The 19,328-nt window shown below is 61.7% G+C and carries 20 protein-coding genes; 18 read left to right on the top strand and 2 right to left on the bottom strand.

Annotation, left to right across the window (positions count from 1 at the left end):
- Position 1: 1 nt before the first annotated feature.
- Positions 2-709, bottom strand: coding sequence for a L,D-transpeptidase (locus tag M727_RS36540; protein WP_245268657.1), 708 nt, complete (start codon positions 707-709; stop codon positions 2-4).
- A gap of 235 nt (positions 710-944) precedes the next feature.
- Here M727_RS36540 and M727_RS0116090 point away from each other — a divergent pair, with 235 nt between their 5' ends.
- The 17 genes from M727_RS0116090 to M727_RS0116010 all read left to right on the top strand — a co-directional run bounded on the left by M727_RS0116090 (position 945) and on the right by M727_RS0116010 (position 17,912).
- Positions 945-1,592, top strand: coding sequence for a type III secretion protein (locus M727_RS0116090; protein ID WP_245268654.1), 648 nt, complete (start codon positions 945-947; stop codon positions 1,590-1,592).
- Between the two features lie 20 nt (positions 1,593-1,612).
- Positions 1,613-2,260 (top strand): hypothetical protein, encoded by a 648-nt coding sequence (locus tag M727_RS0116085; protein WP_027153540.1) that lies wholly within the window; start codon positions 1,613-1,615, stop codon positions 2,258-2,260.
- Between the two features lie 9 nt (positions 2,261-2,269).
- The gene (gene sctJ, locus M727_RS0116080; protein ID WP_306454951.1) at positions 2,270-3,109 is read left to right on the top strand and encodes a type III secretion inner membrane ring lipoprotein SctJ; all 840 of its coding nucleotides are present in this window, start codon (positions 2,270-2,272) and stop codon (positions 3,107-3,109) included.
- 50 nt (positions 3,110-3,159) lie between these two features.
- A complete protein-coding gene (locus M727_RS39160; RefSeq protein WP_198032645.1) occupies positions 3,160-3,732 on the top strand; it encodes a SctK family type III secretion system sorting platform protein in 573 nt (190 codons plus the stop codon).
- A 5-nt stretch (positions 3,733-3,737) separates the two neighbouring features.
- On the top strand, positions 3,738-4,358 hold the full coding sequence (gene sctL / locus M727_RS0116070; protein WP_027153538.1) for a type III secretion system stator protein SctL: 621 nt from the start codon (positions 3,738-3,740) through the stop codon (positions 4,356-4,358).
- A complete protein-coding gene (locus tag M727_RS0116065; protein ID WP_027153537.1) occupies positions 4,355-5,713 on the top strand; it encodes a FliI/YscN family ATPase in 1,359 nt (452 codons plus the stop codon). Before sctL ends, M727_RS0116065 begins: the two co-directional genes overlap by 4 nt.
- Entirely contained in the window at positions 5,700-6,188 is a 489-nt protein-coding gene (locus tag M727_RS0116060) for a hypothetical protein (protein ID WP_027153536.1), read from the top strand. The genes M727_RS0116065 and M727_RS0116060 overlap by 14 nt, the downstream gene beginning before the upstream one ends.
- Entirely contained in the window at positions 6,130-7,314 is a 1,185-nt protein-coding gene (gene sctQ / locus M727_RS0116055) for a type III secretion system cytoplasmic ring protein SctQ (RefSeq protein ID WP_156941547.1), read from the top strand. Before M727_RS0116060 ends, sctQ begins: the two co-directional genes overlap by 59 nt.
- A complete protein-coding gene (gene sctR, locus M727_RS0116050; RefSeq protein ID WP_023799504.1) occupies positions 7,307-7,960 on the top strand; it encodes a type III secretion system export apparatus subunit SctR in 654 nt (217 codons plus the stop codon). The genes sctQ and sctR overlap by 8 nt, the downstream gene beginning before the upstream one ends.
- A gap of 18 nt (positions 7,961-7,978) precedes the next feature.
- A complete protein-coding gene (locus M727_RS0116045) occupies positions 7,979-8,248 on the top strand; it encodes a flagellar biosynthetic protein FliQ (RefSeq protein WP_023799503.1) in 270 nt (89 codons plus the stop codon).
- Between the two features lie 9 nt (positions 8,249-8,257).
- The gene (sctT, locus tag M727_RS0116040) at positions 8,258-9,073 is read left to right on the top strand and encodes a type III secretion system export apparatus subunit SctT (RefSeq protein WP_027153534.1); all 816 of its coding nucleotides are present in this window, start codon (positions 8,258-8,260) and stop codon (positions 9,071-9,073) included.
- A 194-nt stretch (positions 9,074-9,267) separates the two neighbouring features.
- Positions 9,268-10,089, top strand: a complete 822-nt coding sequence (locus tag M727_RS0116035) for a DUF1445 domain-containing protein (protein ID WP_027153533.1) — start codon at positions 9,268-9,270, stop codon at positions 10,087-10,089.
- A 139-nt stretch (positions 10,090-10,228) separates the two neighbouring features.
- On the top strand, positions 10,229-11,620 hold the full coding sequence (locus M727_RS0116030; protein WP_027153532.1) for a family 16 glycosylhydrolase: 1,392 nt from the start codon (positions 10,229-10,231) through the stop codon (positions 11,618-11,620).
- 84 nt (positions 11,621-11,704) lie between these two features.
- Entirely contained in the window at positions 11,705-13,459 is a 1,755-nt protein-coding gene (locus M727_RS0116025; protein ID WP_084646752.1) for a type I secretion system permease/ATPase, read from the top strand.
- Entirely contained in the window at positions 13,459-14,769 is a 1,311-nt protein-coding gene (locus M727_RS0116020; RefSeq protein ID WP_027153530.1) for an HlyD family type I secretion periplasmic adaptor subunit, read from the top strand. Before M727_RS0116025 ends, M727_RS0116020 begins: the two co-directional genes overlap by 1 nt.
- Positions 14,770-14,851: 82 nt before the next feature.
- The gene (locus M727_RS0116015) at positions 14,852-15,121 is read left to right on the top strand and encodes a hypothetical protein (RefSeq protein ID WP_036262381.1); all 270 of its coding nucleotides are present in this window, start codon (positions 14,852-14,854) and stop codon (positions 15,119-15,121) included.
- A 244-nt stretch (positions 15,122-15,365) separates the two neighbouring features.
- The gene (locus M727_RS0116010; protein WP_027153528.1) at positions 15,366-17,912 is read left to right on the top strand and encodes an NAD-dependent epimerase/dehydratase family protein; all 2,547 of its coding nucleotides are present in this window, start codon (positions 15,366-15,368) and stop codon (positions 17,910-17,912) included.
- Between the two features lie 102 nt (positions 17,913-18,014).
- On the opposite strand, the gene M727_RS0116005 is transcribed toward M727_RS0116010, so the two are convergent.
- Positions 18,015-18,275 carry a DUF982 domain-containing protein gene (locus M727_RS0116005; RefSeq protein WP_036262379.1) on the bottom strand — a complete coding sequence of 87 codons (261 nt, stop codon included), beginning with the start codon at positions 18,273-18,275 and terminating at the stop codon, positions 18,015-18,017.
- Between the two features lie 108 nt (positions 18,276-18,383).
- Here M727_RS0116005 and M727_RS0116000 point away from each other — a divergent pair, with 108 nt between their 5' ends.
- A complete protein-coding gene (locus M727_RS0116000) occupies positions 18,384-18,908 on the top strand; it encodes a metallophosphoesterase family protein (RefSeq protein ID WP_027153526.1) in 525 nt (174 codons plus the stop codon).
- Positions 18,909-19,328 lie beyond the last annotated feature (420 nt).

Here is a 19,328-nt window from a genome sequence, read left to right as displayed (position 1 = left end):
ATCAATGCCGCACAATGATCTGGCTGCCGATCTTCACGCGGTCATAAAGATCGATGACGTCGTCATTGGTCATGCGAATGCAACCGGAGGAGTTGGCCTGTCCGACGGTCCATGGCTGGTTGGTGCCGTGGACGCGATAAAGCGTGTTGCCGATATACAATGCGCGCGCGCCCAATGGATTGTTCGGTCCTCCCTCGACATGGGCAGGCAGGAAGCGGCCATTTGACGCTTCCCTGGATCGCATTTCGGCCGGCGGCCGCCAGTCCGGCCAGGTCTTCTTGCTCGAAATCGTGTCGCGGCCGGCCCACTCCAAGCCCTCCTTTCCAACGCCCACCGCGTATCGCAGCGCCCTTCCGTTGCCCAAAATGTAGTAAAGCCGCCGCTCCGTGGTGCTGATAACGATCGATCCCTTCGGTTGAGCCTCACTGAAATGCACGATCTCTCTGGGGGTTGCTGACCAGTCGCTCCGGGTTTCTCCATCGGAAGTCTGGTCGGGTGCGGAAGGGGAGACCAGCACATTTCTTGCCGGATCGTAAGTCCAGCTTCGTGGGTCATAACCGCTATTCGATTGGGCCTGCGCCGGCGCCATCGCGGCAATCGATAGGGCAGCGATCAGAAATGCACGCAACCTCTGGTTAAGGCGCGGGGCGACCCGGACTTTGCGTCCCGCAACCTTGACGGGAACAGGCAGGTTCGCAAGCAGGATCATGATTGCCGCCAAGACCGATCTCTTCTGCATCCAGGCGTCCAGCTGACGATCACCTGATTCCAGCGCGCACCATATCGCTTCGCAGGCGGTTCGCAACATTTGGCACCAAATTCTCGTGCGCAATCCAATTGGACTTCCAATTCTGCAATGTGCACGATAGAGTGAATCGGCGGGTAAATCATGAAACCAGCGACGCGGGCCATCGCTCGTGCGTCCCTTTGCGATAGGACCAACGTTGACGGGACGCGACACCTGCCATGCGGATCGGTTCTCGGGAGCCAGGGCTGCTTTTGTCGCCTGCGGTCTTGCGATGATCCTGGCGTTCGGCCTTGCCTCGTCGCAGGCCAACGCCGCCGAACCGCGCTGGCCTGCCGGCCCGTACAAATACATCACCGTCGATCAGTCGGTGGCCGACGCGCTGGTCGAGCTAGGCCGCAACATGCGGGTGCCCATGCGAGTCAGCAAACTCGTAAAGGGGCGTTTAAGCGCCGGCATGCCGGTTGGAACGGCCCGCGAGTTCCTGCAGGAGATCTGCGATCGATACGGCTTGGTCTGGCATTTCGATGGCATCGTCATGAACGTCGCAACCGAAGCTGAGGTCCGGACGGAAATGATCGCGCTTGATGCCAACACGGCTGCCGGTGCGGAAGATCGGCTTTCGCGGCTGGGGGTCATCGACCCGAAGTTTCCGATCAAGGTGTCCAGGCAAGACGATGTTGTCTCGGTATCGGGGCCGCCGTCCTATGTTGAACTTGTCAGGAAAACACTGGGAGTTCCTGCGGCGCCGAGCACGAAGCAGGATGTTGGCAAAGTTGTTCCGGTCCGCGTTTTCCGCGGCAGGCAGGCGGAGGCGCAGAATGTTCCCTCCGGCAAACCGAACTAAGCAAGCAGGAGGGCAGGTTCATGCAAATCGCGCCGATTGGAGCCCTGGAAGCCACACTGGCGAACTTGACCACCAGCATGGCTTCGCAGCAGCAGATCACCGCCGGCACCACAGCGCAGCCGGGTAACCGGATGGTGGGTGCCAATCAGGAAAAACATGATGCCGCGATGGTCAGTATGCCTGAACGCGGTGATATCCCCGCGCGGGCAGGCCAGCAGGTGGCGCAGTCGTCTTCGGGAGCCAATCCGGCGATGGCCGGACAATCGTCCAAACTGGAAAAGACCGAGCCGATCGCCGAACACAAGCTGTTCGACTATCTGGCCGAGGTGGAGAAGGCTGGGGGCGGGGCGCTCACGGATCCGTCTGCATTGTTCGGTTCTGCGGTTCAGTCGCTGGAAGGGACCCTGCAGCAGGTCCAGAAGGCCCTTGGCCAAGCAAACGCCCCTGTGAGTGCTGAAACGGCCGCCATGCAGGATGGCGCCGGCAAGACCGCCCCGTCAGGCAAGGCCCCGTCAGGCAAGGAAGACGAAAACGCCACCGCAAAAAATGCCGAGCAATTGCTCGAACGATCCATTTCGGTGATGTGGGCAGCCGCCAATCTCGAAGTGGTCACGAGCAGCGTAACGGCCGTTACGTCGTCCACCAGCACGCTGATCAAGCAACAGTAAGCCTACGGAGTGTTCGTGCACACGATAACCTTGCCGCGGCGGTCGACACTATTGAATCGATGCGGCGTCCGGTGCCGCGTCGCGCTCGTTGTGGTGAGCATGCTTGTGCTCCAGGCGTGCTCGGTTGAGCTGTATTCCGACCTCAACCAGCGGCAGGCCAACGAGATCGTGGCCACGCTGATGCGTCATGGCATCCCGGCCCAACGCGAGGCGGGCAAGGACGGCAAAATGACGGTTTCCGTACAGAAGGACCGTTTCGCCGAAGCCATGGCGATTCTCGACGAAAGCGGGTTGCCCAAACAGGAATTCCAGACGCTCGGCGACGTGTTCAAGCGAGACGGGCTTGTATCCTCGCCGGTCGAAGAGCGTGCGACGATGATTTATGGCCTGAGCCAGGAACTGTCGCAGACGATTTCGGACATCGACGGCGTGCTTTCCGCGCGCGTTCATCTCGTCCTGCCCGAAAACGATCCGCTGAGACAGCGGCTGGTGCCATCGTCCGCCTCCGTTTTCATCCGGCATCGCGCATCCGTTCCGATGAATGAGCTGATCCCTCAGGTCAAGATGCTGGTGGCCAAAGGCATCGCCGGGCTGACTTATGACAATGTATCCGTCACGCTCATTCCGGTGACCGCGGCAGTTCCCGAGCACGCAACCGGCGAGCCAGGTTTCACGACGTTCCTCGGCCTCTGGCTGCATCGCGACAGCGTCGCCGCCGCGATGTGGCTGTTTTACGGCATGATGGCGGCTATAGCGGCGCTGGCTGCCCGCCTGGCTTACGTCCAGTGGTATCGACGACCCGGCGTTTATGCGCTCGACGCTTCGGCAATGCCGGTGAAGAAGACATGATCCAGACCGGCTCGAAGCGAACTGCCAGCAGCCCGGAATGGCAGACATTCATGTCCAATCCCGCAGGCTATGCGGATGCGGCCCGGCTGGCGCAATGCTTTGACGGCACGATCGGCGAGGCTGCCTGCGAGCGTATGTTGCGGTCGCAGCGCCTGCATGAGCGATTGTCAGTGCTTCTGCTCGAGCGTTACGGCCTCAGCGGCGCCGTCTCCAACCAACCAGCCGATGAGACAGACCTGGCGATTGCCTTGTCGTCGGGTGAGGAGTTGGAGGACCTTGCGCTTCGCGCCGGCGCGATCTACTGGGCCGGCAGTCTGGCCGCCGTCATTGATGGACGCCAAGCCGCCGCGTTGCAGGCAGCGCTCGGCGCGGAAATCTGCGCTTTCGCAGTCGCCAACCGCGATCTGGCCGGTCCAATGCAGCCGTTGGAGCCCCTGGATGACATTGATCGTCGTGTCCATGCCGACGGCCTGCGTTGCCTTGGCGCCTGGTGTCAGGCGATGCCGGGCGAAACGAGCATGCGGGTCCGCCTCAAGCTGATGCCGCATGCGCTTGTCGACCAGCCGGCAGCCGAACCGTTTGCCGAAGCTGGTCCGGCGATTGTTCGACGGGCGATGGGTTAGGCGAGATGGTCGAACCGGGCAAAGCGACCACTACCGTGCCGAGGCGCCCCGTCGCCCGCATCCTGCGCGCCGCCGAGGCACGCGCCTGGCAGGATGGGCACGCTTTTCTCGACGAAGCCAGGCGTGATGCGCAGCAGTTGCGTGACGCCGCTCGGCGAGCCTATGCGGCCGAATATGCGCAGGGTTATGAAGACGGCAAGGCGCGAGGCGACGAGGATGCCGCGCGTCTGGTGAGCGAGACCGCGGTCAAGGTAGATCGCTATCTCGGTGGGCTGGAAGCCGAAATCATCAATCTGGCTCTCGATGTGGTCAGGCGAGTGCTGGGAGAATTCGACGCGAGCATGCTGGTCGCCAAGGCGGCCGCGCAGGCAGTCACTGAAATTCGCCGCGCCAAATATCTAAAAGTCCGACTTCATCCTGCTTCCGTTAACAGGGTCCGCGACGAACTGAACGCGGTCCTGCGCGAGAGTGACCTGGGCATGACGGTCGAGATCGATGCCGACGATACGCTGGCGACGGGCGCCTGCATCCTCTCGACCGACATTGCCGTCATCGACGCCAGCATCGAGGCACAGCTCAACGCCATTGCCGCTGCGATTTCATCAAAGGCCGAGGCGGCGGCATGACAAGTCCCGCCACCAAGCTCGAGAGCCGCCTCGCATCGATCGTTCCGAACCTGCGTTCCGGCCTGCGTGAAGATGCCAGCCGGCCGAGGAAAGGGCGTGTACGGCGGGTCACCGGCACGGTCATTCACGCGACCGTGGAGGAGGTTCGGATCGGCGAGATCTGCGAACTCCTCGATCCCAGGACCGGCACGGCGACCAAGGCGGAAGTCGTCGGGCTCATGGACGAGATGGCGATCCTTGTTCCGCTTGGCGATCTCACCGGCCTTTCAAGCCTCACCGAGGTCATTGCGACTGGAAAGACCCAGACGGTGCCTGTCGGGCCCGGCCTGCTTGGTCGGGTGATCAGCGCGTTCGGCGAGCCATTGGATGGCAAGCCGCTTGCGCCGGATGGCATTACCGGCAGCTATCCGGTCAACGCCTATCCGCCGTCGCCGCTGGAGCGCAGTTTGATTTCCGAGCCTATCCAGCTCGGAATCCGCGCCCTTGATGGGCTTCTCACCTGCGCGCGTGGGCAGCGCGTCGGCATCTTCGGCGAGCCTGGCGTCGGCAAGTCGATCCTGCTTTCCGATATCGTCAGCGGCACCGACGCAGATGTTGCCGTGGTTGCGCTTGTCGGCGAACGCGGACGTGAAGTGCGCGAATTCATCGAGCATCAGCTTGGGCCGGAAGGGCTGGCGCGCGCAGTCATCGTCGTCGCGACGTCCGATCGGCCGGCGATCGAGCGCGTCAAGGCTGCTTATGTGGCAACCAGCATTGCCGAATATTTTCGCGACCAGGGCAAGCATGTGCTGCTGGCAATGGACAACATCACGCGGTTTGCCCGTGCGCAGCGCGAGATTGGCCTCGCTTCAGGCGAGCCGCCGACGCGTCGCGGTTTCCCGTCTTCGCTTTTTGCAGTTCTGCCCCGATTGCTCGAGCGCTCAGGGCCTGGCCGCGTCGGCTCCATTACAAGCCTCTACAGCGTTCTTCTCGAGGGCGATGGCACGCTGGACCCGGTTGCCGAAGAAATCCAGGCGCTTCTCGACGGCCACGTCTTTCTGTCGAACGAGCTTGCGCAGCGCAACCATTTCCCGGCCATCGACGTGCTGCGCAGCCGCAGCCGCCTCATGGACACGGTGGTGCCGGCTGAGCATCGGTCGGACGCCGGCCGCTTACGGGAGTTGCTCGCCCGCTACGCCGACGTCGAATTGCTGCTGCGCGTCGGCGAATACGAAAAGGGCAGCGATGCGGTGGCGGACGAGGCGGTGGCGAAGATCGACACCATCAACGCCTTCTTGCGACAGCCTTCCGCCACCCACGAGACCATCGAGCAGACACGCGAACGCATGCGGGGGATCGTCAATGAAAGATCGTGACATGATCGGACGATTGCGCGACCTCAGGCGCCACGGTGAACAGCGCGCAAACGAAGCGGTCATAAGGCGATACGCCGCTGCGCAGCGGGCCGCCCGGGCGGTTCGGGAGGCAGCCGCCGCGGTCAGCGAACACCTGCAGCGCACAGCCGACGCTGAGGATGCAGCATTCGCTTCGCTTGTCGGGCAACCGGTGAAGGCCGCCAGCCTTTACCGGCTTCAGGGACAGTTCGAGAACGCCGCCAGGCAAACCGAGCAGCTCCGGGAAAACGAGAAGATGGCCGGCGTCACCGAGCAACGACGCAAGACCGAGTTATCGGCCGCCCGCAACGATCATGGCGCCAGCATGAAGGCGGTGACGAAGCTGGACGGGCTGTTGCAGCATCTGACCAAACGCACTGCGCGTCGCAGCCTGGCGCTTGCCGAGCTTTCCGAGGAAGACGAGCGCGGTCCACTGCGCTTGCCCACAGAACGATAGTCCAATCCGTGATCGTGAATATGGAAGTGTGATGCCTCAGGCCTTGGCGTCGGAAAAAAAGAAAGCGCGCGCAGAGCCGGCGAGACGCACACGCTCGAGCGTTGGCGAGCCGCTGGCATTGGATTCTGTTGCGGCTGTGGAGGTTGAGGCATTGAACGCCTTCTACCGCCGTCGTGCTCCCGCGCAGATCACGATTGCCGGGAAAACCATGGCGCTCGCGGCCGTCTGGCCGGCACCGAACCCTGTGGACCAGCCAATATGCACGATTGCGTTCACTCTCGGAGACATGGCGGGCAAGTTGCGCCTGCCGTTATCTGTTGTCGAACGAGGTCTTGCCAAGGCTGACGAGCTGATCGACCTGAAACGACTGGCGCCCGCTCACGCGGCACTGCTGCTGGAGTCCGAATTCGAAAAGGATCTCGAATGGATAGAGAGCAAGCTGGGCGAGACGATCACCATTACGTCGATCGAACAAGAAGACAGCGTTCTGGACCAAACCGCGTTGGCTTTCGTCTTGGCCGGCAAGGACGAAACCATAGGTTGCGCCTTGCACACCGACAGCGTCGGTCTGGCGGTGCGGGCCGGGCGCTTTCTCGACGCGATCGGCAAAGCAAGACCTCCGGTTCCTGCCGAATTCCCGTTGCCGGTCTGCCTCTGGCGCAACGCGCTTACAATCAGCCACGGTGATCTTCAAAGCCTGCAACCTGGCGATGTGGTGCTTTTCGATGACGAAGAGGAAGAGGCGGCATTGGTCATTGCCGAGCGGCTTTATGCCCCGGCGGTGCTGACTGCCAGCGGGCCGCAACTGCTTGCCGCGCCGACTGCAATCGCTGGATCGAAATGGGAGTGGACCATGAACCAAGACACGCCGCCGCACGCCGATCAGGCGTTGGAGGAGGCAACTCTGGACGAGCTGCCGGTTGCGCTTGCCTTCGAACTCGGCCGCACGGCGATGCCTCTCGGCGAGGTAAGGCAGCTTGCGCCCGGCGCCATCGTTCCGCTCGCCAATGTGACGAAGGAGACGGTCGACATCATCGCCAATGGCAAACGCGTCGGCCGTGGCGAGATCGTCCGGATTGGGGAGAGCCTGGGCGTGCGGATCGCCCGTATGTTCGACAATGCTTGACAATTCGCCCAACCTGCTTGGGATCCTGATTGCCGTCGGCTTTGTCGGTCTGCTGCCGCTGGCAGTCGTCACCATGACCGGTTTCCTGAAGATCTCGGTCGTGCTGTTCCTCATCCGCAATGCGCTCGGCGTCCAGCAGATGCCGCCCAATCTGGTGCTCTACGGCATAGCGCTCGTGCTCACGGTCTATGTCACGACGCCGTTGCTGAGCGAGATGTCGGGACGGCTCCAGGAAGGGCAGGTTCAGTTCCAGACGACCGACGACCTCGCCAGGGCGACGCAACTGGTGAGGGAACCATTGCAGCAGCACCTGATCAAGTTCACCCAGCCGGAAGAGCGGCAGTTCTTTCTCGACGGAACGAACCGCCTGTGGCCGGAACAGGCACGACAAGATCTGAAGGACGACGATCTTTCGATACTTGTTCCTGCCTTTGTCGCGTCAGAGCTCACGCGGGCATTTGAAATCGGCTTTCTGCTTTATCTTCCCTTCCTCATCATCGACATCGTCGTTGCCAACATCCTGATGACGCTCGGCATGATCATGGTCTCGCCGGTCCTCATTTCGGTCCCGCTGAAACTGTTCCTTTTCGTCGCCATAGATGGCTGGTCGCGGCTGATGCACGGCCTGATCCTGAGTTACGTCTGACGCCGCTGGGAGGTTTGCATGAGCAATGACTTCATCCTGGCGAAGGTCCAGGGCGCGCTCTTGACGGTGCTGTTCGCGTCAGGCCCGGCGATCGTCGCGGCGCTGGCCGTCGGCATCCTGGTCGGACTGGCCCAGGCGCTGACGCAAATTCAGGACCAGTCCCTGCCGCAGACGATCAAGCTTGTCGTGATCCTGCTGGTCATCATCGTCTTCGGTCCGCTGCTTGGCCAGCAGATCGCCGAGCAGGCCTCGACGGCGCTGGACGAATTCCCCGTCGTCACGCGTTGAGGCACGCAGATGCCGGTCGAACCCTTCTTCGCGTCGGTCAAGGAGCTTCAGTTGTTTCTTCTGGCGGGAGCTTTCGCGCTCGCCCGCATGACCGGGTTCATGCTGCTGATGCCGCTCTTTTCGCGCGTGCCGCTGTCGGGCCTTCTGCGCAACGGCGTTGCCCTGGCGCTGGCGGTTCCGGTCTTTCCGATGATTGTCGACAAGCTGACAAACACCGACATCGCGACGACGATGATCGTCGCCTACATGCTCAAGGAGGTCGTCGTCGGGGTAACGCTCGGGCTGGCGATGGGCATTCCGTTCTGGGCGGCCGAGGCTGCCGGCGATATCCTGGACCTGCAGCGCGGCTCGACGATGGGGACGCTGATCGATCCGATGATGACCCATGAGACGAGCGCCACCGGCACCTTGCTCGCCGTCATCATGGTGACGGTCTACCTGGCTGCCGGCGGCCTCGAGCTTTCCCTGACCAGCCTCTACGACAGCTATGGCCTGTGGCCGATCGACCAGCTTCTGCCGGTGTTCAGCAAGGATGCTGCCGGCATCTTCCTCGATCTCTTGAACCGCATTCTGATGATGGCATTGACCCTGGTTTTCCCGCTCATCATCAGCATGCTGTTGTCTGACCTTGTGCTGGCCTTTTTGGCGCGCGCCTCGCCGCACCTCAATGTTTTTGCGCTTTCGCTGATCGTGAAGACGCTGGTGTTTAGCCTCGTCTTTGTCCTCTATTCTGCTTTCCTGCTCTTCTACATGGAGCGGGACCTTGGCTTTCTGCACGAGGCAGGCCGACAGATAGAAGCGATCGGCTGCCGCGGCTGTCAATGATAGCAGGAAGATTTGCGAGAACAGGAAGGTTTGCGACAACAGGAAGGTTTGCGCAAGCGTCGGTCGCAAGATGAAGCAATCGTTGGCCGGCCAATAAATACAATTTATCGTTGAGGAAAGATTCTGACAATTTGACAAGCAGCCGAGCCGCCAACCATCTTACGCCCTCCCGATTTGTCTCTGAACCGGAAGCCATGGCTCGCCTGACCACTTCACCGATCTTCGAGGACCTGCGACTGGTCGATGCGGACAGGCTGCGCAGGCTTGTCAGAACGGGCGCCTATGAGGGGCATACAGAGGGGCTGGCGCACGGCAAGCTCCAGGCCAATGTTGTGATTGTGCCGCGCAGCTTTGCCAGCGATTTCCACCAGTTCTGCATCCGCAACCCGAAACCCTGTCCATTGGTCGGCGTTAATCGCGCCGGCAGCCCATTGATCCCAGCGCTGGGCGACATCGACATCCGCACCGATGCGCCCCAGTACAACATCTATCATTTCGGCGAGCTGACCCGTCGGAGGACGGACATCATCGACCTGTGGCAGGATGATTTTGCCGCTTTCGCGCTCGGCAGTTCGCTGACCGTCGAAGCTGCACTTGCCGAAAAGAAACTGAGCCGCATCGGCTGCGGAAAGGCCTCACCCAAGTTCCGAACCAGGATCCAGACGTGCCGCGTCGGACCGTTTGGTGGCGAAATGGTCGTCTCGATGCGTCCGATAAGCCGTTGCGATGTCGACAGGGTTCGCGCCGTCACCGCACGCTTCCCGCATGCCCACGGCTCTCCCATCCATGTCGGAGATCCCACGGTCATCGGAATAGCCGACTTGATGGCTCCCGACTGGGGCGATGCGGTTAAAATCATGGACGGGGAGGTCGCTGTATTCTGGGCCAGCAGCATCACCGCGCAGGATGCGCTTGCTCGTGCCGAGCTGGCGACCTCGATCACGGTATCTCCGGGGCACATGCTGATCACCGATGTCGATGCACGAGCCGATGCGGGCGCTTTCAAGGTCTACTGACGGTCCATCCCAGGCAAGTGGTCGCGCATGTTAACCGTTTGCTAACCCCGCGAACTCGAAAACCGAAGATTAGTGGCTCCTTTTGCCCTCGATAGATGTTAGGGCTGCTATCGAGCGAGACAAAGGAGAAAACACCGGGATGGCCACGGTTCTGAACGCCAAGGGCGTTCCACTTGCCTACAGCGGCTCCTCCGCAAGGTGGTATTCGGCGACGAATTCCGGCCCGACCCTTTATGGCAGCACATACAACGACTCGATGTATGGCGACGCTGCCGTCACCGTCACAATGCGTGGCGGCAAGGGCGACGACATCTATTATCTGTATGCCGCGAAAAACAAGGCGGTCGAGCTGTCCGGCGAGGGCGTGGACACCATCTCGACCTGGATGAGCTACAAGCTCCCAGCCAATTTCGAGAACCTGACGGTCACCGGCGACAAACGCTATGCTTTCGGCAACGAGCTGAACAACATCGTTACCGGCAGCTCCGGCCAACAGACGCTCGACGGCTTGCAGGGCGATGACGTGCTCAAGGGCGGATCCGGGGCGGACATTTTCGTCGTCAACCCCGGCAACGGCAGTGATCTGATCCTGGACCTTGGCGCGACGGATACGGTTCGCGTCGGGAGCTACGGCTTCACCTCCTTCGAAGAGGTGCGCGCCAACATGGTCCAGTCGGGAGCCAACGTCCGGCTAAATCTGTCCGACGGCGAGTTTCTCGTCTTCGCCAACAAGACCATCGGCGATTTCACCGCAAGCCAGTTCAAGCTGGCCGTGGACAGGTCGGCCCTGGAACTGACCTTTTCGGACGAGTTCGATACGCTGGACCTGTGGAACGGCTCGAGCGGCACCTGGGATTCGAATTACTGGTGGGGGGCCGCGAACGGCAGCACGCTCACGAGCAACAATGATCTTCAATGGTACATCGATACCGACTACGCCCCGACACGCTCCGTCAATCCGTTCAGCATCGAGGACGGCGTTCTCACCATTACCGCCGCCCGGGCTCCTGAAGCGATCCGTCCCTACATAAATAACTACGAATACACGTCAGGGTTGCTGACGACCTACGAATCCTTCGCGCAGACCTACGGCTATTTTGAAATTCGAGCCGACATGCCCGAAACACAAGGTGCTTGGCCGGCCTTCTGGCTTCTCCCGGCGGACGGCTCCTGGCCACCGGAACTGGACGTCATCGAGATGTTCGGTAAAGATCCAAACAAGCTCATCCTGACAGGCCACTCGAACGCGACGGGAACACATACAACAGTAGGCACGACGGCCTATGCCGCGGATACCGAAGGGTTCCACACGTATGGTGTGCTTTGGACAGAAGAGGAACTCGTCTGGTATTTCGACGACGTCGAAGTCGCTCGTGCCGCAACGCCTGCCGACATGCATGACCCGATGTATATGCTGGTGAATATGGGGATTGGTGGCCAGGCGGGAGAGCCCGCCGACGAGCTTGCGACGCCTGCCGAAATGCAGATCGACTACATCCATGCCTATGCGTTGCAAGACTGGGTTATCTGACATTTGACAGATGGACTCGGCACCGACACGTTCGTCATCATTTCGGGCGCGGCCATTGCCGCCTGAGACCGAACTGGAACTGATGTGAAGCCGACGTCGCATCCCATTCCACCCGAGCCGCCGCGAACGACACTCGCGGCGGTTCTCGCTTCTTTCCGTCGTGCGTTGGCCGGAATTGCGTTGATGAGCGGCGTCGTCAATGTCCTGGCGCTGACCGGCTCGTTCTTCATGCTGCAGGTCTATGATCGCGTCATACCCGGCCGCAGCGTGCCGACGCTCGTCGGGCTCGCCGTGTTTGCCGGCACACTTTTCGTTTTTCAGGGCGTTCTCGAACTCATCCGGTCGCGTTTGCTGGTGCGCATCGGGATGGCGCTGGACGCGCGCTTGAGCGGACAGGTCTATGCCGCCCTCATGCGTCTGCCGCTGCGCACCAAGCTCGCAGGCGACGGCCTTCAATCCTTGCGGGATCTTGACCAGGTGCGATCGTTCATGTCGAGCGCAGGCCCGACCGCGCTTTTCGACCTGCCGTGGATGCCGCTCTACCTCTTGATCTGCTTCCTGTTCCACTTCTGGATCGGCATGACGGCGCTGGCCGGCGTGGTTATTCTGTTCAGCCTGGCATTGCTTGCCGAAATACGCACGCGAGAGCCCGCCAGAAAGGCAAACAGTCAAGCGGCAGCGCGCAATACACTTGCCGAAGCGACACGTCGCAATGCCGAGGTTCTGCAGGCCATGGGCTTTGGCTCGCGCATCGCCGAGCGCTGGTCAGGGATCAATGCCGGCTATCTGGACACCAATGCAACGGCCAGCGACCTTGCCGGGACGCTCGCAACGATCGCGAAGATCCTGCGCATGATGCTGCAATCGGGCATTCTGGCGATCGGCGCTTATCTGGTCATCCATCAGGAAGCGACCGGCGGCATCATGATCGCCAGTTCGATCATGATGAGCCGGGCGCTCGCACCGATCGAACTGGCTATCGCCCACTGGAAGGGCTTCGTCACCGCCCGCCAGGCCTGGGCCCGCTTGACCCAGCTTTTGGTCCTGCTTCCCGAAACTGCGACAAGTGTCTCGCTGCCTGCTCCGAGATCTGCTCTTTCGGTCGAAAGTATCAGTGTCGCACCGCCGGGTGAGCGCCGGATGGTCGTGCAGGACGCCACCTTTGCACTGGGACAGGGCGTCGGCCTCGGCATCGTCGGGCCGAGCGCTTCGGGCAAGTCATCGCTCGTGCGCGCGATTGCCGGCATATGGCTCCCGGTTCGCGGCACCGTCAGGCTGGATGGCGCAACACTCGACCAATGGTCGCCGGAAGAACTGGGCAAGCATGTCGGCTATCTGCCGCAGGATGTGCAACTGTTCGACGGCACCATTGCCGAGAACATCGCGCGCTTCGAGCCGCAAGCGCCTTCCGACAAGATATTGGCGGCTGCGCGCGCGGCCGGCGTTCATGAACTCGTCATCCACCTGGCGGAAGGCTACGAGACACGCATCGGCGAGGCCGGTTCGGCGCTTTCGGCTGGCCAGAGGCAGCGGGTAGCGCTTGCCCGGGCTCTCTACGGTGACCCGTTTCTGGTTGTTCTCGACGAGCCTAACTCCAACCTCGATGCGGAAGGCGAGGCCGCGTTGACGGTGGCGATTCAAGCTGTTCGCGCTCGAGGCGGTATTGCCATCGTGGTCGCACATCGGCCGAGCGCGCTGGCCAGCCTGGATCAGGTTCTTGTGATGGCGAACGGCCGTATTCAGGCCTTTGGCCCGAAGAATGAGATCTTGAACAAGATAACCCGCCCAGCGGGCGTTCCCTTGAAAGTCGTTTCCGGACTTGAAGAGACGGCATCCTGATGGCGCAACGCACGATATTCGCAGCCGATCGCACCATTCGACGCTATCTGCTTGGCGGTGTCGCAACCTGCATCCTGCTGGTTGGCGGGGCGGGGAGTTTGGCCGCCGTCACCGAGATTTCCGGAGCCGTCATCGCTTCGGGAAAGCTGGTTGTCGATTCCAGCGTCAAGAAGGTGCAGCATCCGACGGGTGGCGTTGTCGGTCAAATCTTCGTCCGGGACGGCGATGCCGTGCAATCGGGCAAGGTCTTGATCCGCCTCGATGAGACCATCACCCGGGCCAATTTGGCGATCGTCACCAAGAGCCTGGACGAATTCGAGGCGCGGCTGGCTCGCCTTGAGGCCGAGCGCGACGGCAAGGCAAGCATCGTCTTTCCAGCTTCGCTTGAGTCACGCCAGGATGCCCCCGAGATTGGTCGGGCGATGGCCGGCGAGCAATCGCTGTTCGAATTTCGCCGACAGGCACGCGCCGGTCAGAAGGCTCAGTTGCAGGAGCGCATTGCGCAGCTTGCCGAAGAGGTTTCCGGCTTGACCGAGCAAAGAGATGCCAAGAGCCAGGAAATCAAGTTGATCGGCTTTGAGCTCGAAGGCATGCGCAGACTTTGGCAACGCAAGCTGGTTTCGATCGATCGTATTACTGCGCTTGAACGCGATGCCGTGCGGCTTAAAGGCGAGCACGGGCAACTGACTGCGGCCATAGCGCAATCGAAGGGTCGTACCTCCGAAATCCGTTTGCAGATCATCCAGATCGACCAGGATTTGCGCAGCGAAGTGGCAAGCGAACTGCGAGACGTCCAGGCAAAGATCTCCGAGTCCGTCGAGCGCAAAATTTCGGCCGAAGATCAGCTCAAACGCATCGACATACGCAGTCCGCAGAACGGTGTCGTTCATCAGCTCGGCGTGCACACGGTCGGTGGCGTTATATCTCCAGGCGAGCTCATCATGCTGATTGTCCCGGTGACGGACGACCTGACCGTCGAGGCGCGCGTGGCTCCGCAAGACATCGATCAGTTGACGCCAGGGCAAGGCGCGACCCTGCGGCTGTCGGCATTCAATCAGCAAACGACGCCGGAACTGAATGGTGCGGTCAGCAAGATTTCCGCCGACCTCAATGTCGATGAGAAAACAGGCACCGGCTTTTACACCGTGCATGTTGCTTTACCGCGCACAGAGCTTAGCCGGCTCAAGGGCGTGGCCCTGGCGCCAGGCATGCCTGTCGAGGTGTTCTTTTCGACCGGCAACCGTACCATGCTGTCCTATCTCGTGAAACCTTTGGCGGATCAGATCCAGCGAGCTTTCAGGGAGCAGTAGGCTCTCTCTGCGAGCCGACGAGCTGAATTCCGGAACAAGGATGCGATTTTGCCGTTTCGCCTGAAACCGGAAGCGATCCCACATGTCCGAGTTGACGAATGAAGAGATCGAGGGTCGGCTCAATGCCCAGCGAGAGACTCTGGCGCTGGTCGTCGCGCTGCTTGCCGGCCCCGACAAGACCTCCGAGCGAATATGGGCCGAACTGGAGGCCCGTTTTCAATTCCAGAACAATCAGGAAGACCCCGGCGCCGTGCCAAGCCGTGCATTCGCCATTGAGAGCGCGATGATGCGGGAGTTCAAGCTGATCTTCGAGGAAGCGCGGGCACGCAAGGCGGAATGGAACCCCGAATAGGCGGGCGGAACAGATCCGTCTCTCCGGATGGATAGCAACAATTTCCCGACCTGACGCGGAAACATTTCGGCCATGCCGGTGTTACTCACTGAGTGGGGCGCGGGGCGCCCCCTTCTTTGAGGCAATGATGAGCTTCGACAAGACATTGCGCCACATCCGGCTGAATGGAACTGCGGCTAACCGTGATCCGGACCGGCAGGTTGCCGGGCTGAAGTCCAGACGGCTTGGCGAACAGGCCTGAGCCGTGGCAAATCACGGCACGACCCTTCCGACGGTTCTTGTCACCGGCAGCAGCGGCTTCCTGGGGCAGGCGATCGCGCGAGGCTTGATCGATCGCTATCGCGTCATCGGCCTCGACGTCGCAAAACCGAAGCATGCCCCCGCCGGCATGGAGACGATCGAGATCGATCTCACCTCCGATGAGGGCGTGAGCAGGGCTGTGCAGGCGGCACGGGAGCGCAGCGGCGGCCGCATCGCTTCGGTCGTCCATCTTGCCGCCTATTATGACACGACCGGCGAGGACAACCCGAAATATGACGCCGTCACCGTGCAGGGCACGCGCCGGCTCCTGAAGGCGCTGACGGCGGTCGAGAGCGAACAGTTCGTGTTCTCCAGCACGCTTCTCGTCCATGCGCCAAGCCCGGAGAAGGGCGCGAAAATCAATGAGGACTCGCCGCTTGACCCGGCCTGGGCCTACCCAAGATCGAAAGCCGAAACCGAGGCGCTGATTTCGCGGGAGGGCGGCCAGATCAAGACGGTGATCCTGCGGCTCGCCGGCGTCTATGACGAAGACTGCCGGGCGGCCTTTATTGCCCAGCAGATCGCCCGCATCTTCGAGCGCTTGCCGACCGCGTATCTGTTCGCCGGCGATATCACCGCCGGCCAGCCCTATCTGCACAAGGACGATCTCGTCGATGCGGTGGTGCGCACCGTCGACCGGCGCGCCGAACTTCCGGCCGAGACCGTGCTTCTGATCGGCGAAGAAGACACACCGTCATACGAGGAGATGCAGAAGCGCATCGGCCGGCTCATCCATGGCGAGGACTGGCGTACCCTGGCGCTGCCGAAGCAACTGACGAAGCTGGGCGCCTGGGTGCAGACGGAGGTGCTCGACCAGGACACCGACATCAAACCGTGGATGATCGAGAACTCGGACGATCATTACGAGATCGACATTTCGCGGGCCAAAACCCTGCTGGGCTGGGCGCCCAGACACAATCTGCTGGACACTCTGCCGGAGATGATCCGCCGGCTGAAGCAGGACCCCACGGACTGGTATGCGGCCAACAAGCTCGATCCGCCCGTTGTCGCGGCTTCGGACCCCGAGATCGAGCAGGCCGAAAGGCGCCTCAAGGGACCGCTCGAGCGAAGCAAGGAAGACGTCGAAGCGGCGATAAAACGGCATCGGTCGAGGACGCTCTGGGCGCCGATGACCAACGCTGCGCTCGGACTGTGGCTGGTCACCTCGCCAACGACAATTGGCCTGTTCGATCCCGTCACAGCCGCAATGCCACCCGCTCTGGGGCACGCTGTCGCGGAGCCGCAATTGCGCAACGCAGGCCTCGGCGTCAGCGAGATCGTTTCCGGCCTGCTGGTGACGGTCTTTGCGTTGATCGGCATGTCCCGACGCTGGCGCTGGGTGCAGTGGATCACGGCGTCGCTCGGCGTTTGGGTGATGCTGGCGCCGTTGCTGTTCTGGACGACCAGCGCCGCCGCCTGTGCCATCGACACGCTCGTCGGCATGCTGATCGTCGCCTTTGCGGTGATGATCCCGCCGACCCCTGGCATCAGCGGCCGCGCGCTGGCGGCCGACGACGACATTCCGCTGGGCTGGACCTATTCGCCATCGACCTTCACGCAGCGGATACCGATCGTGGCGCTGGCCTTCGTCGGCCTGTTCGTCTCGCGCTATCTCGCCGCCTTCCAGATGGGCCACGCGGATGGGCTGTGGGATCCGTTTTTCGGCCCCGGTGGCGCGCCGGTGCGCAACGGCAGCGAGGCGGTGGTGACGTCATGGGTCTCGAAGGGTTTTCCAATCGCCGATGCCGGGCTCGGCGCCTTCGCCTATTGCCTCGATATCCTCGCCGGCGCGATCGGCGACCGACGGCGCTGGCGCACCATGCCGTGGATGGTGCTCCTGTTCGGCCTACTGATCGTTCCGCTTGGCGTGGTCAGTGTGTCCTTCATCATCATCCAGCCACCGCTGATTGGCGCGCTGTGCACGCTCTGCATTCTCCAGGCCGCCGTCACGGTGGTGCTGATCCCTTACTCCGTCGACGAGGTGCTGGCGACCATCCAGTATCTCTGGGGCGCGACGAGGGCAGGCGAGCCGTTCTGGCGTACCTTCTGGATGGGCGGACCGGCGCTGTCGGAGAACCAGACGCCCGGCGCCGACCTCGACCGTCCGGTTTTCGAGGTGCTGAAAGAATTTGTCACCGGCGGCGTCAACTTCCCGTGGACGCTGGCAGCAAGCACGCTGCTCGGCGCCTTGCTGATGACCACGCCATTGATCTTCGGCACGCAGCCACCGCTTTACTTCAGCGATCACGTCGTCGGCTGTCTCATTATCATGGTCGCAGTCACGGCCATGGCCGAAGTGGTCCGGCCGCTGCGCTTCCTCAATGTCGTGCTTGGCGCATGGGTCGCGGTGTCCCCCTTCGTGCTTGCCGGCGGTGAAACCCCGGCGATCGTGGCGGACGTTGCGATCGGTCTGGCGCTGATCGTGCTCAGCCTGCCGCGCGGCACGCGCAGTGACCAGCACTATGGCGGTTGGGATCGAGCGATTGTCTGAGCAACTCGACCTCAGCACCTGGCAAGGCGAAGCGCGTGACGATCTGCAAGAGCAGGTCAAGGAAGAGATCGAGTTGCCTGAACGAGGCTCTGCCTGACGGGACTAGATTTGTTCGCCGAGCAGGATCCTCGCGTCCTTGGCCGCGACGATGAACGCCTGGCGTGCGACCCTTGGCGGCTTTTCGCCGCGGATAACAGCAAGGCAGGCTGCGATTGCAGCCAGTCGCGTCTTGGACGCTGGCGTCGGCCAGTCCTTCAGCAGCACTTCAGCCGCATCGGAGACAGACAAGACGACCCTGTCACGATCGATCCGACCGGGTTGAACGACAATTGGCTTTCTGAAACTGTCTCGTGCGCACGACACTCTCCAAAGCGAGGAGTATGTTAGCCGCGTCTGATCTTGTTGGCCACCTCAAATGTTAATTGCGGGAAGGCGAGGTTCGGACAACGTCCGCAAAGGCTGTGAACGACCATGATCTATTTCACGGCCGACACACATTTCAGCGATCCCCGCATTCTGCGCATCGATCGCCGCCCATTCGGCTCGCTGGCCGAACACGATCGAGCGTTGATTTCGCTCTGGAACGAAACCGTCGGCCCGGATGACGAGATCTGGCATCTCGGCGACTTTGCCAGGGGATCGGCCGAATTCGTTGCGTCGCTGCTGTCGTCTCTCCATGGCGAGAAGCATCTGATCATCGGCAACAACGATGGCACGGCGACCATAGAGGCCGCGGGTTGGGCCAGCACACAGCATTACAAGGAGCTGACGATAGACGGCAGGTTGCTGATCCTTTGCCACTATCCTTTTCGCACCTGGAATCAGATCGGCAAGAAATCGATCAATCTGCATGGCCATTCCCACGGCAGGCTGAGCCCGGTCACACGCCAGTACGACGCCGGCGTCGACAGCTGGGATTTCCGCCCGGTCACCCTTTCCGCCATCCTTGCAAGCCGACGGCGGCGAACGGTCAGCCGGGATATTCAACGCGAATGATTAAAACGCGGGTCATCCGGCTGTTGCCGTTCCAGTGGCAATCAGCCGAAGAATGCAGCGGCTCAGAATAAAAGCGCTCCGCAGCGATCCTTCGCGCGCCCCTCTGTCCTGCCGGACATCTCCCCCACACGGGGGGAGATCGGCAGCTTCGCCGTCCTGCCTTTCTTTCAATTTTGGAGAATGGCGAAAGCGGAGATGACGGCCCGATCTCCCCCCGTGTGGGGGAGATGTCCGGCAGGACAGACGGGGCGCTGTCCCTCCACGATCAAAGGTTCTGCACCGCAGCAGCGCTCCAAGGTAACGGCATGGATCCCACGTTCGAAAAGACGCAGCAGGCGGCGAGCCTGCCAAGCCGGGCTGAACGTTTCTGCCATCTGCTGCGTTCTCCCGGGGCAGGGCGCGTAGCGACCGCAATATCGG

The sequence above is a fragment of the Mesorhizobium sp. WSM2561 genome, from assembly GCF_000513915.1.
GTDB classification, from domain to species: domain Bacteria; phylum Pseudomonadota; class Alphaproteobacteria; order Rhizobiales; family Rhizobiaceae; genus Mesorhizobium; species Mesorhizobium muleiense.
Note: the sequence above shows the minus strand (reverse complement) of the source record. Positions and strands in the feature narration are given on the sequence as shown.